Raw genomic sequence first — 12,885 nt, 5'->3', positions numbered from 1 at the left:
AGTGAGGGCGTCAAGTTTTAGGATAGCCTTGCCTAATGCGACGCGCTCCTGCCCTGCTTCTCGCCGCCGCGTTGGCCCTCGGACTGGCCGCGTGCGCCGGGTCGGACTCCGGCCCCGGGTCGGCGGCACCCCCTGTCGACGACGCCTGCCCGCAGGCCTCGACTCCTCTCGCCGATCTGGACCTGGTCGCCGACGTGCGCGCAGCGACGGGCCCCTCGACCGCGTGCCTCGCGAGTCACGCGGTCGCGCCCGTCGATGACGACACCGCCCCGGCGCTCCCGGTCACCGTGACCGACAGCGAAGGCCGCGAGGTCGAGATCACGGATGTCGATCGCATCCTCCCGATCGACATCTCCGGCACGATCGCCGCCACGGTGTTCGCGCTCGGGCTCGGCGATCAGGTCGTCGGACGCGACGCGTCCACGCAGTTCCCCGGCACCGAGGATCTCCCGGTCGTCACCAAGACCGGGCACACGCTCAACCCGGAGGCCATCCTCGAACTGGCCCCGACCGTCGTGCTCACCGACACCACGATCGGCCCGAAGGAGGTCCGCCAGCAGCTGCGGGATGCGGGCATCGCGGTCGTCGTCATCTCCAGCGACCGCCGGATCGACACCACCGACGCGCTCGTGACGGAGATCGCCACGGCCCTCGGCGTCCCGACGCGCGGCACGGCGCTCATCGCCCGCCTCGACACCGAACTCGACGCCGCCATCGCGGAGATCGCCGACGTCACCCCGTCCGCCGCGACGGACCGCGCACGCATGCTCTTCCTGTACGTACGCGGGAGCGCCAACGTGTACTACATCTTCGGCGAGGACTCCGGGGCGGACTCCCTCATCGATGCGGTCGGCGGTGTCGACGTCGCGGAGGAGATCGGCTGGGAGGGCATGAAGCCGATGACCGCGGAAGCACTCGTCGCCGCGCAGCCCGACGTGCTCGTGATGATGACGGACGGGTTGGAATCGGTGGGCGGCGTCGACGGGCTCATCGAACGCATCCCCGCCATCGCCGAGACCCCCGCAGGAGTGCATCGCCGCGTGATCGACATGGCGGACGCCGAGATCCTCAGCTTCGGCCCGCGGTCGGCCGATGTGATCAGCGCCCTCGCGCGGGCCCTGTACGCGCCGGAACCCGCCTCGTGAGCGGCGAGGTCGTCACCCCGACGCCGACCCGGCATCGCGGACTGCGCTTCGCGACGGTCGTCATCGCCCTCGTCATCGGCCTTCTCGTCACGGGCGTCGCGTCGATCACGAGCGGGCAGTACGACCTGTCGCCGACCGCGCTCCTGGACGTCCTGTTGCGCGGCCTCGGCATCGACACCGCCGGGACTCCGGCCGCGGCGACCGACGACGGCGTGATCTACAACCTCCGTCTCCCCCGACTGGTCCTCGGCCTGCTCGTCGGCGCCGCGCTCGCGGTCTCCGGCGTGCTCATGCAGGCCATCTTCGGCAACCCTCTCGCGGACGCCGGCGTCGTCGGCGTCTCCTCCGGCGCGGCGCTCGGAGCGGCGGCCAGCATCACGTTCGGCCTGGCCACCTTCGGCATGTGGACCACGCCCGCCTTCGCCTTCCTCGGGGGTCTCGCGGCCGTCTTCTCCGTCTACCTCCTGAGCCGCTCCGGCGGTCGCACCGAAGTGGTCACGCTGCTGCTCACCGGCATCGCGATCAACGCCATCGCCGGCGCCGGCATGGCCTTCCTCACGTTCCTCGGCACGACCTCGACGCGCGAGCAGATCGTGTTCTGGCAGCTCGGCTCGCTGAACGGCGCCCTCTGGTCGAACATCCAGCTCGTCGCGCCGCTCGTTGCGATCGGGATCGTCGTCTCCCTGATCGTGGCGCCGGGTCTGGATCTCTTCGCCCTCGGCGAGCGCACCGCCCGGCACCTGGGCGTGCCGGTCGAGCTGCTGCGGATGGTCGTGATCGTCACGGTGGCACTGCTCGTCTGCGCCGCGGTCGCCTTCGCGGGGATCATCGGGTTCGCGGGCCTCGTCGTGCCCCACCTGATGCGCATGCTGATCGGCCCCGCACACCTCCCGCTCGTGATCGCCTCCGCCCTCGGCGGCGCGCTCCTCATCGCGGCCGCCGACCTCGTGGCGCGCACGGCGGTGCCGCTCGCGGACCTCCCCATCGGCATGATCACGTCCCTCGTGGGCGGCCCGTTCTTCCTCTGGCTCCTCGTGCGGACGCGGCGGCGGTCGGGAGGATGGGCGTGAGCCAGCGCCTGCGGGGCCAGGGGCTCACGGTGCGGGTCGGGGACGGACGCACCATCCTCGACGACGCGGCCATCTCCATCCACGCCGGCGAGGTGCACGCCCTCGTCGGGCCGAACGGCGCGGGCAAGTCCACCCTGTTCGGCGTGCTCGCGGGGGACGTCGCTCCGGAGTCCGGCACCGTCCTCCTCGACGGCCGTCCGGTCACGGGTGTCCGTCCTCGCGACCTCGCCCGGCAACGCGCCGTGCTGCTGCAGGAGAACGCCGTCACCTTCCCCTTCACGGTCGAGCAGGTCGTGCGGATGGGACGCACGCCGTGGGCGCGGAGCCCGGCCGCCGAGGAGGACGGCAGCGTCGTGGCGGCGGCGATGGCGACGACCGAGGTCACGGCGCTGCGGGAGCGCTCCGTCCCCTCGCTCTCCGGCGGTGAGCGCGCGCGGGTGGCGCTGGCCCGCGTGCTCGCCCAGGACACCGGGATCCTGCTGCTCGACGAGCCGACGGCGGCCCTGGACCTGAAGCATCACGAAGACGTCATGCGGGTGATCCGCAGGCGGGCGAAGGCCGGGGTCGCGGTCGCGGTCGTGCTGCACGACCTCAACGCGGCTCTCGCGCACGCCGACCGCGTCACTCTGCTCGCGGGCGGTCGGGTCTCCGCCACCGGCACGCCGGCCGAGGTCCTCACGGCCGCACGGATCGAGGAGGTCTACGGGCAGCCCGTCGATGTCTTCCCGCACCCGCACACCGGGGTGCCGCTCGTGGTGGCCCGGCGCTAGGGGCGCAGCGGGAGGACTCCGGTGAGATCCGCGCGCGTGCCCGAGGCGTGGATGCGTCCGGCCGTCGCGGCGTCCGCCCATGCCTCCGCGCCGGTGGCGACCGCGATCCAGGTGGCGGCGTCCATCTCCACCACGTTCGGCGGAGTCCCACGGGTATGCCGCGGCCCTTGGATCACCTGCACGGCTCCGAACGGCGGGACGCGCACCTCGACGCTGTTGCCCGGCGCCTTCTCGTCGAGCAGCTGCAGCAGGTAGCGCACCGCGGTGGCGAGCTCCGGCCGCGCCGCCTTCGTCCCCGCGGCCTCGGCGTCGCGCACGGCACCGAGCGCCGCGCGTCCCTCGACGATGTCGATCTTCCTGGCCATCCCCCCACCCTAGATCCGCCGCGGCGGTCCCGGTCATAAGCTCGATGGCATGAGCATGCATCCCCAGGGCGCCCGCGCCGAGCTGCTCGCCGCCGCGGCCGACCACTCCTGGAGCGTGCCGATCCCTCCGCTCGCGGATCCGGGCCGCGCCCACGACGCCTCGGTGCTCATCCTCTTCGGCGTCCTCGATCGCATCCCCGCACCGACCGTCGATGCGGCCGTCGCGCGCGACCTCGACGTCCTGCTGCAGCGTCGCGCCCCGACCCTCTCCTCGCATCCGGGCCAGGTCTCCTTCCCCGGCGGGCGCGCCGAAGCGGCCGATGCCGACGCGGTCGCCACGGCGCTGCGCGAGGCCGAGGAGGAGACCGGCCTCGATCCCGCGGGAGTCGAGGTGCTCGCCACGCTCCCCGTGATCCCCCTCGCCGCGAGCAACCACCTCGTCACCCCGGTGCTCGCCTGGTGGCAGTCGCCGTCGCGCGTCGTCGCCGTCGACCACGCGGAGACCGTCGAGGTGTTCCGCGTCCCCGTCGCGCAGCTCCTCGACCCGGCGACCCGCTTCACCTCGACCCTGTCCCGTGCCGGGCGCACGTTCCGCGGGCCCGCGTTCGACGTCGACGGCACGATCGTGTGGGGCTTCACCGCCATGGTGCTCGACGCCCTGTTCGACGCCACCGGCTGGACCGTGCCCTGGGACACGGCGGACGAGCGTCCCATCGAGCTCTGACCGGGACCCACCGAAACCCCGCGCACGCGCCTCGATAGGCTGGACGGGTGAAGATCCTCGTCCTCGGTTCCGGTGCCCGTGAGCACGCGATCATCCTGGCGCTGCGCGCCGAGTCCCCCGCGCACGAGATCCTCGTCGCCCCCGGCAACGCCGGCATCGCGCAGGACGCGACACCCGTCGCCCTCGACCCGCTGGACGGCGCCGCGGTCACGGCCTTCGCGAACGAGCACGCGGTCGACCTCGTCGTCATCGGCCCGGAGGCCCCTCTCGTGGCGGGCGTCGCGGACGAGCTCCGGGGCCGCGGCATCCCCGTCTTCGGGCCGGGCAAGGCCGCCGCGCAGCTCGAGGGCTCCAAGGCCTTCGCCAAGCGCGTCATGGACGCCGCCGGCGTGCCAACGGGCCGCGCGGTCCGCGCCGCCACGGTCGCCGAGGTCGAGTCCGCGTTCGACGAGCTCGGAGCCCCCTACGTCGTCAAGGCCGATGGGCTCGCTGCGGGCAAGGGCGTCATCGTCACCTCCGACCGCGCCGAGGCCCTGGCCCACGCGGAGCAGTACCTCCCGGCCGGTCCCGTCCTCGTCGAGGAGTTCCTGTCCGGCCCCGAGGTCTCGCTGTTCTTCCTCAGCGACGGCGACACCGTGCGCGCGCTCAGCCCGGCACAGGACTTCAAGCGGGCCCTCGACGGCGACGCCGGCCCCAACACCGGCGGCATGGGGGCGTACTCGCCGCTGCCCTGGCTCGCGGAGCAGTTCGGCAGCGAGCAGGCGTTCGTGGAAGAGGTCACCCGCGACGTCGCCCTCCCGGTCGTCCGGCAGCTCGACGCGGAGGGGACCCCGTTCATCGGTCTCCTCTACGCCGGTCTCATCCTCACCCCGCAGGGCGTGCGCGTGATCGAGTTCAACGCACGCTTCGGCGACCCGGAGACCCAGGTCGTGCTGCCGCGACTGGAGACCCCGCTGTCCCAGCTCCTCTTCGCCGCCGCCTCCGGCACGCTCGAGGACCAGCCGGAGCCCGTGTTCCGCGATGAGGTCGCGATCACCGTGGTCCTGGCGAGCGAGGGGTACCCGGAGGCGCCGCAGACGGGGCGCCCGATCGAGGGTCTGGACGAGGCCGCCGCCGTGGAGGGTGTCCGCCTGGTGCACGCCGCGACCGCGAGCCCCGACGCCCCGGGGGGTTCGCTCATCGCGACGGGTGGCCGTGTCCTGAACGTGGTCGCCGTGGCCCCGGACTTCCGCACCGCCCGCGACCGCGCCTACGACGCCCTCGGCCGCATCCGCCTCGAGGGGTCCCACCACCGCACCGACATCGCTGCCCGCGTCGCTGACTGACCGTCCCCGTTGAAGTAGCGCAAATGGCTGCATCCCGACCGGGGATGCAGCCATTTGCGCGACTCGAACGGGGTCAGAGGACCTTGGACAGGAAGTCCTGGAGGCGCTCGTTCTTGGGGGCGCCGAACAGGTCGGCGGGAGTCCCCTCCTCGACCACGACTCCGCCGTCCATGAAGACCGTGCGGTCGGACACCTCGCGCGCGAAGCCCATCTCGTGAGTCACGAGCACCATGGTCATGCCGCCCTCGGCGAGGTCGCGGATGACCTGCAGCACCTCGCCGACCATCTCCGGGTCGAGAGCGCTGGTGGCCTCGTCGAACAGCATGATCTCCGGGTCCATCGCGAGTGCACGGGCGATGGCCACGCGCTGCTTCTGACCGCCGGAGAGCGACGCGGGCTTCGCGTCCGCCTTCTCCGACAGGCCGACGCGCTCGAGCAGCGAGCGGGCGCGGTCGCGGGCCTCGACCTTCGTCATGCGGCCGAGCTCGACCGGGGCGAGCGTGATGTTCTCCAGCACGGTCATGTGCGGGAACAGGTTGAAGTGCTGGAACACCATGCCGATGCGCTGGCGCACCTCGTCCAGCTTCACGCTCTTGTCGGTGAGGTCGACCCCGTCGATGATCACGTGCCCCGACGTCGGCTCCTCGAGCTTGTTGAGGCAGCGCAGCAGCGTCGACTTGCCCGAGCCGGAGGGGCCGATCACGGCGATGACCTCTCCGTCCTCGACCGTGAGATCGATGCCCTTGAGCACCTCGTTGTCGCCGAACGACTTGTGCAGGTCCCTGACCTCGATCTTGCTCATGCGTTGGCCTTCCTCTCCAGGCGGTTCGCGAGCAGCGTCAGGAGCGTGATCACGACGAAGTAGATGATGGCGACGATCGTCAGCACCTGTGCCGAGAGATACGTCGAGGCGATGATCTGACGCGAGACGAACGTCAGCTCGGCGAGACCGATGACGCTGATGAGCGATGTGTCCTTCAGCGTGATGATGCCCTGGTTCACGAACGACGGGATCATGATCCGGAATGCCTGCGGCAGCACGACCTTGCGCATCGTCTTCCAGTGGCTGAGGCCGAGCGAGCGCGATGCCTCCGCCTGACCGGGGTCGACGGCCTGGATGCCGCCGCGGATGATCTCCGTCATGTACGCACCGGTGTTCAGCGACAGGGTGATCGCACCGGCCACGAACGGGTCGAACTTGAGGTCGGGGATCAGCTGCGGGATGGCGAAGAACACGAAGAACGCCTGGATCAGGATCGGGGTCCCGCGGAAGACGTAGACGTAGGCCGTCGCGATCCAGCGGAACGGCGCGAACTTCGACAGGCGTCCGAAGCCGAAGATGATCCCGAGGATGAACGCCGCGATCACCGCGACGATCGTGGCGAGGATGGTGAGCCACAGACCCTGCATGAGGGCCGGCCAGTACTTCACCGCGACCGAGATGATGTCGGTGGGCTGCGCCTCCTGCGCGTCGTCACCCGTCGCGAGGTAGGTGTCCACGATCTCGTCGTACTCGCCGGAGTCCTGCAGGTTGGCGAGGCCGGCGTTGAACATCTCCAGGAGCTCGGCGTTCTCGCCCTTGTTCACCGCGAAGCCGTACTCGCCGCCGAGCGCGGGCTCGCCGACGAGACGGAAGCCCGACCCCTGCTGGATGCCGTAGGCGAGCACGGGGAAGTCCTCGAAGTAGCCGACGGCCTGTCCGGCCTTCACCGCATCGACCATGTCGGTCGTGTCCTGGTAGGGCGTGATCCGGAAGCCGTACTCGTCGGCGTTCTCCTCGGCGAAGGTCTGCCCCTGGGTGCCGGTCTTCACCGCGACGGTCTTGCCGTCGAGGTCGTCGAGGGACTCGATGTCGCTGGACTCGAGCACCCCGAGCTGCACGCCGCTGGTGAAGTACGGGTCGCTGAAGTCGAAGGTCTGCTGTCGCTCCTCGGTGATCGACATCCCGGCCATGACGGCGTCGACCTGGTTCGACTGCAGCGCCTGCACCGCGGCGTCGAAGCCGAGCTGGCGGATCTCGACCTCGAAGCCCTGGTCCTCCGCGATCGCGCACAGGAGGTCCATGTCGATGCCGACCAGGTCGCCGGACTCGTTCGTGAACTCGAACGGCGCGAAGGTCGTGTCGGTGCCGATGACGTAGGTCTCGCCGTCGTCGGCCGCGGTGGCGGGCGCGGCTCCGGCAAGCAGCGCCCCGGCGGCGACAAGTGCGGCGAGAGCGGTCGCGCCGGCGGTGCGGCCGAACCGCCGCAGACGGCTCGGCGGAGAGGATGGGTGGCGGCTCACGTCGAGTGCTCCTCGGGGTTCGGAAGGGCGACCCGGCGGCCGCCGACCATCCACCCTAACCCCGCTCCTCCCGCGCACCGGAATCTCGGCGCGACCCCGAACAGCGCCGGAACCCGCGTGGATACCGGCGTGTCGGGGTCATCGCGGTCACGCCGGAGGGGTCGCGGCGACGGCCTCGTCCTTCCGATCCTGCCCGCGGAGGAACAGCGAGGCGACCAGCGCGATGAGGATCACACCGGCGGGCAGCAGCAGCGTCTGGGACATGCCGGCCGCGAAGCCCTCGGCGACCTGCGGCGGCAGCGCGCCGCTCCCGGTGCCGGCCGGAGCGTCGGCCAGACCGGGGAGGTTCGCCTCCAGCCGCGACTGCATGAACGCGGCGATCGAGGCGGAGCCGATGACCGAGCCGATGGTGCGGGTGGTGTTGTAGATGCCCGCGCCGGCACCGGCCTGTCGCGGCGGCAGCTTGCGCGTGGCCGTGGTCGCCAGCGGCCCCCACATGCCCGCATTGCCGATGCCCATGAGCGCGGACGGCAGCAGGAACATCAGGATCGGGGTGTCCATCGTGGTCAGGGCCGAGTACCAGACCAGGGCGCCTGCGACGCAGAGCAGACCGGGGACGAGGATGATGCGCGGGTCGACGCGGTCCAGGATCTTGCCGGCGACCGGGGCGAGCACGCCCGACAGCACGGCCATCGGGATGAGCAGCATCGCGGCCTCGGTCGGGGTGAGGCCGCGCGCGGTCTGCAGGAAGAACATCATCGGCAGCGACATGCTCGTGACCGTGAAGCCGACCGCCGCGATCGCCACGTTCGCGCCGGAGAAGTTCCGGTCGCGGAAGAGGGCGAGGGGCACGAGAGGTTCGCTGCGGGTACGCGCCTGCTGCACGATGAAGAGCGCGAGCACCACGACGCCGGCGATGATGAGACCCCAGACCGAGATCGGTCCCGCGATGGTTCCCCAGTCGTACTTCTCGCCCTCCTGCAGTCCGAAGACGATGAGGAAGAGCGCGACCGCGCTGAGCACGACGCCGACGAGGTCGAACCGGTGCGGGTGGGTCTTCAGCTTCGGCACGAGGATCCAGGCGAGCACGAAGGCGACGACGCCGACGGGGAGGTTGACGAAGAAGATCCACTCCCACCCGAAGCCGTCGACGAGCAGACCGCCCGCGAGGGGGCCGACGAGCGTGGCGACGCCGGCCGTGGCACCCCACAGGCCCATCGCCGCGCCGCGGCGGTTCGGCGGGAAGGTGCGGGTGATGACGGCCATGGTCTGCGGCGTCATGAACGCGGCGCCGAGCCCCTGCACCGCGCGGGCCGCGATAAGGCCCTCGAGCGTCGTCGACAGTCCGCACCAGAGCGAGGCGAGGGTGAAGACCGCGAGTCCGATGAGGTAGATGTTCTTCGGGCCGAAGCGGTCGCCGAGTCGTCCGGTGATGAGCAGCGGCACGGCGTAGGCGAGCAGGTAGGCGCTGGTGACCCACACGACGTTGTCGAGGTTGTTCGTGTCGGGGTCGAGGGCGGCCTTGATCGCCGGGTTCGCGACGGACACGATCGTGGTGTCGACGAGGATCATGAAGAACCCGATGACGAGGGCCCAGAGCGCGGGCCACGGACTCTTCGGCGCGTGACCGGCGGCGAAGGGCCCCGTCTCGGGCCCCGAGGTCTGGCGGGAATCGGTCATTGCTGTGCAGCCTTTCGCTGGGCGCGGTAGCGGTCGGTGTCGTCGAAGGCGTCGGGGCCCCAGCGGAGCTCGTCGCCGTCGAGGCGGGTGAGGAGGGTGTCGAGCCAGCGGAGCTCGGCGTCGAGCAGCGCCTCCTGTCGTTCGATCTCGACGAGGACCTGCGGCGGGACCCCTTTGGTGCGGGCGGCGGCGAGGCCGTCGTGGTGCAGCGCGTACGAGGCGACGAGGGCCTCCCGTCGCTCCTGCAGCAGCGCGACGGCGTCGTCGCGGTCGAGGTTGTGCGACTCGGCGAGCGCGACGCGGGCGTCGGTCTCGCGGTCGATGCGCGGGAGGGCACGACGCACCCACGCGACCACCGCCTCCCGGCCGGCGTCGGTGAGGGTGTAGGTCGTCCGCTCCGGTCGGTTGCCCTCGCGATCCGTGCCGACCTCGTCGAGCAGACCGGCCCGCTGGAGCCGGGCGACCGTGTGGTACAGCGTGCCGTTGGTGACGGTGATGAGCCGGTCGTCGTGACGCGCGCGGAGCAGGCGCACCATCTCGTACGGGTGCATGTCGCTCTCGCGGAGCAGCGCGAGCACCATCACCCCGAGCGGCGTGAGTCCCGCCACCACATCCCTGCTCTTCCCCACGCCTCTCCCCCGTCCCCTGCTCTGTCGCCCCGTCGAATAGTCCAGATGGACTATACACCCGCCCTCCCTCCGCCGAGACCCCGTATTTCCGGCGAGACCCCGGGGTCGCGACGCGCACACCCCGGGGTCTCGACGCGAACGCGGGGTCTCGGCGCGGAAGAACACGCATCACCGGGATAATGGGCGGGTGAGCACACCGTCCGCAGGAAACGCGCAGGCCATCCCCGGGTGGCGACACCTCTACTCCGGAAAGGTCCGCGACCTCTACGCCTCGGAGGACCCGGCCGACACCCGCATCCTCGTCGTCGCGTCCGACCGGGTGAGCGCCTTCGACGTCGTGCTCTCCCCCGGCATCACCGACAAGGGCGCCCTGCTGACGCGCCTCAGCCGCTGGTGGTTCGCCCAGCTCGACGTGCCGAACCACCTCACGGACGGCGACCTGCCGGAGGAGGTGGCCGATCGCGCCATGCTCGCCCAGTCGCTCGAGATGCTGCCGATCGAGTGCGTCGTGCGCGGGTACATCACCGGCTCCGGCTGGGCCGAGTACCAGGAGCACGGCACCGTGTGCGGCATCGCCCTGCCGGAAGGGCTGCAGAACGGCGACCGCCTGCCCGAGCCGCTGTTCACCCCGGCCTACAAGGCGCCGATGGGCGAACACGACGAGAACATCACGTTCGACCGGGTCGTCGAGCTCGTCGGAGCGGACCGGGCGGCCGAGCTCCGCGACGCCTCGCTCGCGATCTACCGCCGGGCCGCGGCCATCGCCGAAGAGAAGGGCCTCATCCTCGCCGACACGAAGTTCGAGTTCGGGACCGACGCCGACGGCACCCTCCGCCTCGCCGACGAGGTCCTCACGAGCGACTCCTCCCGGTACTGGGACGCCGAGGCCTGGCGCACGGGGTCGACCCCGGCGGAGCGGATGGCAAGCTTCGACAAGCAGATCGTGCGCGACTGGCTCGCGGCGAACTGGGACAAGCAGGGCGAGCCCCCCGTGCTACCCGAGGAGGTCGTGGCCCGGACGGCCGCCCGCTACCGCGAGCTCATCGACCGCCTCGGAGCCTGACGCCGCGCTCCCCGCCGCCTCCGGGCGCACAGGGAAAACTCAGGAATCGGTAGTGTTGCTCCAGCACTCCGCCCCCGATCCCGAACCCTGAGGAGCCCGCATGGCTTTGTGGAAGCTGCACGGAAACGGCCGCACCGTCGAGCCCGGCGCCGTCGTCACCCCCGAGGAACGTCTGTCCTGGCCCGCGACCATCGCCATCGGCGCCCAGCACGTCGTCGCCATGTTCGGCGCCACGTTCCTCGTGCCGACGCTCACCGGCTTCCCCGTGTCGACCACGCTGCTCTTCAGCGGCATCGGCACGCTGCTCTTCCTCCTCATCACGAAGAACCAGCTGCCGAGCTACCTCGGCTCCTCGTTCGCCTTCATCGCCCCCATCACCGCGGCCGTCGCGGCGGGCGGCACCGGCTCGGCCCTCGCGGGCGTGGTCGCGGTGGGCGTGCTCCTCGCGGTCGTCGGTCTCGTCGTGCAGTTCGTCGGCCTCCGCTGGGTCGATGCCCTGATGCCCCCGGTCGTCGCCGGCGCCATCGTCGCGCTCATCGGCTTCAACCTCGCCCCCACCGCCTGGAGCAATTTCGCGCTCGACCCCGTGACCGCCACGATCACCCTCGTCGCGATCATCCTCTTCGCGGTGCTCTTCCGGGGCTTCCTCGGCCGCATCTCGATCTTCCTCGGCGTCGCCGTCGGCTTCATCTGGGCCGCGTTCAACGGCTCGTTCGAGGTGCCCAACCCGCTCCGTGGCGACAAGACCCCGGCGGAGCTCATCGCGGACGCCCCCTGGATCGGCCTCCCGCACTTCCAGTTCCCGGACTTCGTCGAGCCGGGGACCTGGTCGACCATCGCGATGTTCCTGCCCGTCGTGCTCGTGCTCATCGCGGAGAACGTCGGTCACGTGCGCGGCGTCGCGACCATGACCGAAGACCCCGCGATCAACCGCCACACCGGCCGCGCCCTCATCGCCGACGGTGTCGCCACGACCATCGCCGGCGGCTTCGGCGGCTCGGGCACCACGACCTACGGCGAGAACATCGGCGTCATGGCCGCGACCCGCGTGTACTCCACCGCCGTGTACTGGGTGGCGGGTCTGTTCGCGATCCTCCTGGCGTTCTCCCCCAAGGTCGGCGAGGTGTTCAACTCGATCCCCGCGGGCGTGCTCGGCGGTGCGACGACGGCGCTCTACGGCCTCATCGGCATCATCGGCATCAAGATCTGGGTCGACAGCCGCGTCGACTTCTCGCGTCCGGTCAACCAGTACACCGCGGCGGTGTCCCTCGTGATCGGCATCGCCGGGTTCACGATGCAGCTCGGCGACTTCGCCTTCGGCGGGATCGTGCTGGGGACGGTCGCGGCGCTGCTCATCTACCACCTGGGCAACCTCATCGCCCGGGCGCGGAAGACGGGTGCCGACGACCCGAAGCCTCTCGAGCCCGTCGGCCCCCTCGGCGGCGACCCCGCGTAGGTTCCGCGGCCCCTGAAGCGTGCGGGACGGTTTTCACCCCTCCCGCACTCCGCGGAGGCCCGTTTTCGCACTCGCACCCGGTGCCGGAGGGGTGCGCGAGCCAGAGGCGTTCACGTCCCGGATGGAAAACGCCCCTTCCTCTCACGAGGAGGGGGCGTTTTCGCACTCGCTCGGCCTTGGTCGGCCGCGTCGCGTGCGGGATCGAAATGGGGCCGTGCCGGGCTGCGGGAGGGCCGGTTTTGCACTCTCCAGACAGGAACATCCGGCCCGCGCGGTGCGCGCGGGTCCGGCCCCCACGGTGCGGGGTCGAAAAGGGGCGCCCCCGGCGGGTGGGAGGGGCGTAACCGCGCTCGCACGCGAGGACCATCGCGGGCC

12 protein-coding genes are annotated in these 12,885 nt (G+C 71.2%); 7 read left to right on the top strand and 5 right to left on the bottom strand.

Translation table 11 applies throughout. From position 1 onward, the window contains the following. Positions 1-35: 35 nt before the first annotated feature. Genes IZR02_RS02005 through IZR02_RS01995 form a run of 3 tightly spaced genes read left to right on the top strand, consistent with a single transcriptional unit; the run spans position 36 to position 2,985 of the window. Complete coding sequence (locus IZR02_RS02005; protein ID WP_025104723.1) at positions 36-1,145, top strand: heme/hemin ABC transporter substrate-binding protein; 1,110 nt, start codon at positions 36-38, stop codon at positions 1,143-1,145. Continuing rightward, the gene (locus tag IZR02_RS02000; protein WP_025104724.1) at positions 1,142-2,215 is read left to right on the top strand and encodes a FecCD family ABC transporter permease; all 1,074 of its coding nucleotides are present in this window, start codon (positions 1,142-1,144) and stop codon (positions 2,213-2,215) included. Before IZR02_RS02005 ends, IZR02_RS02000 begins: the two co-directional genes overlap by 4 nt. Further along, the gene (locus IZR02_RS01995) at positions 2,212-2,985 is read left to right on the top strand and encodes a heme ABC transporter ATP-binding protein (protein ID WP_438803948.1); all 774 of its coding nucleotides are present in this window, start codon (positions 2,212-2,214) and stop codon (positions 2,983-2,985) included. The genes IZR02_RS02000 and IZR02_RS01995 overlap by 4 nt, the downstream gene beginning before the upstream one ends. Here the strand turns inward: IZR02_RS01995 and IZR02_RS01990 are convergent. Then, entirely contained in the window at positions 2,982-3,350 is a 369-nt protein-coding gene (locus IZR02_RS01990) for a sterol carrier family protein (RefSeq protein ID WP_025105723.1), read from the bottom strand. The two genes, IZR02_RS01995 and IZR02_RS01990, sit on opposite strands and share 4 nt — an antisense overlap. A gap of 49 nt (positions 3,351-3,399) precedes the next feature. On the opposite strand from IZR02_RS01990, the gene IZR02_RS01985 reads away from it, so the two are divergent. Together IZR02_RS01985 and purD are read left to right on the top strand one after the other, a co-directional pair. Then, positions 3,400-4,074 carry an NUDIX hydrolase gene (locus IZR02_RS01985; protein WP_062766139.1) on the top strand — a complete coding sequence of 225 codons (675 nt, stop codon included), beginning with the start codon at positions 3,400-3,402 and terminating at the stop codon, positions 4,072-4,074. A gap of 47 nt (positions 4,075-4,121) precedes the next feature. Continuing rightward, positions 4,122-5,399, top strand: a complete 1,278-nt coding sequence (gene purD / locus IZR02_RS01980) for a phosphoribosylamine--glycine ligase (RefSeq protein WP_062766135.1) — start codon at positions 4,122-4,124, stop codon at positions 5,397-5,399. Positions 5,400-5,472: 73 nt separating this feature from the next. Here the strand turns inward: purD and IZR02_RS01975 are convergent, their stop codons facing one another. The 4 genes from IZR02_RS01975 to IZR02_RS01960 form a co-directional block, all read right to left on the bottom strand. Then, the gene (locus tag IZR02_RS01975) at positions 5,473-6,201 is read right to left on the bottom strand and encodes an amino acid ABC transporter ATP-binding protein (RefSeq protein ID WP_062766131.1); all 729 of its coding nucleotides are present in this window, start codon (positions 6,199-6,201) and stop codon (positions 5,473-5,475) included. After that, positions 6,198-7,682 (bottom strand): amino acid ABC transporter substrate-binding protein/permease, encoded by a 1,485-nt coding sequence (locus IZR02_RS01970; protein ID WP_217316556.1) that lies wholly within the window; start codon positions 7,680-7,682, stop codon positions 6,198-6,200. Before IZR02_RS01970 ends, IZR02_RS01975 begins: the two co-directional genes overlap by 4 nt. A 147-nt stretch (positions 7,683-7,829) precedes the next feature. Continuing rightward, a complete protein-coding gene (locus IZR02_RS01965) occupies positions 7,830-9,362 on the bottom strand; it encodes a DHA2 family efflux MFS transporter permease subunit (RefSeq protein ID WP_062766128.1) in 1,533 nt (510 codons plus the stop codon). Continuing rightward, on the bottom strand, positions 9,359-9,991 hold the full coding sequence (locus tag IZR02_RS01960) for a PadR family transcriptional regulator (RefSeq protein ID WP_308195654.1): 633 nt from the start codon (positions 9,989-9,991) through the stop codon (positions 9,359-9,361). Before IZR02_RS01960 ends, IZR02_RS01965 begins: the two co-directional genes overlap by 4 nt. A 187-nt stretch (positions 9,992-10,178) precedes the next feature. Between IZR02_RS01960 and IZR02_RS01955 the strand changes: the two genes are divergently transcribed. Continuing rightward, positions 10,179-11,054 carry a phosphoribosylaminoimidazolesuccinocarboxamide synthase gene (locus tag IZR02_RS01955; RefSeq protein ID WP_025105721.1) on the top strand — a complete coding sequence of 292 codons (876 nt, stop codon included), beginning with the start codon at positions 10,179-10,181 and terminating at the stop codon, positions 11,052-11,054. A 100-nt stretch (positions 11,055-11,154) separates the two neighbouring features. Continuing rightward, the gene (locus tag IZR02_RS01950) at positions 11,155-12,510 is read left to right on the top strand and encodes a uracil-xanthine permease family protein (protein WP_062766125.1); all 1,356 of its coding nucleotides are present in this window, start codon (positions 11,155-11,157) and stop codon (positions 12,508-12,510) included. Positions 12,511-12,885: the final 375 nt, after the last annotated feature.

It is taken from the genome of Microbacterium paraoxydans (assembly GCF_019056515.1).
Lineage (GTDB): Bacteria > Actinomycetota > Actinomycetes > Actinomycetales > Microbacteriaceae > Microbacterium.
The sequence above is the reverse complement of the archived record's forward strand: the minus strand, read 5'-3'. Positions and strand labels throughout refer to the sequence as shown.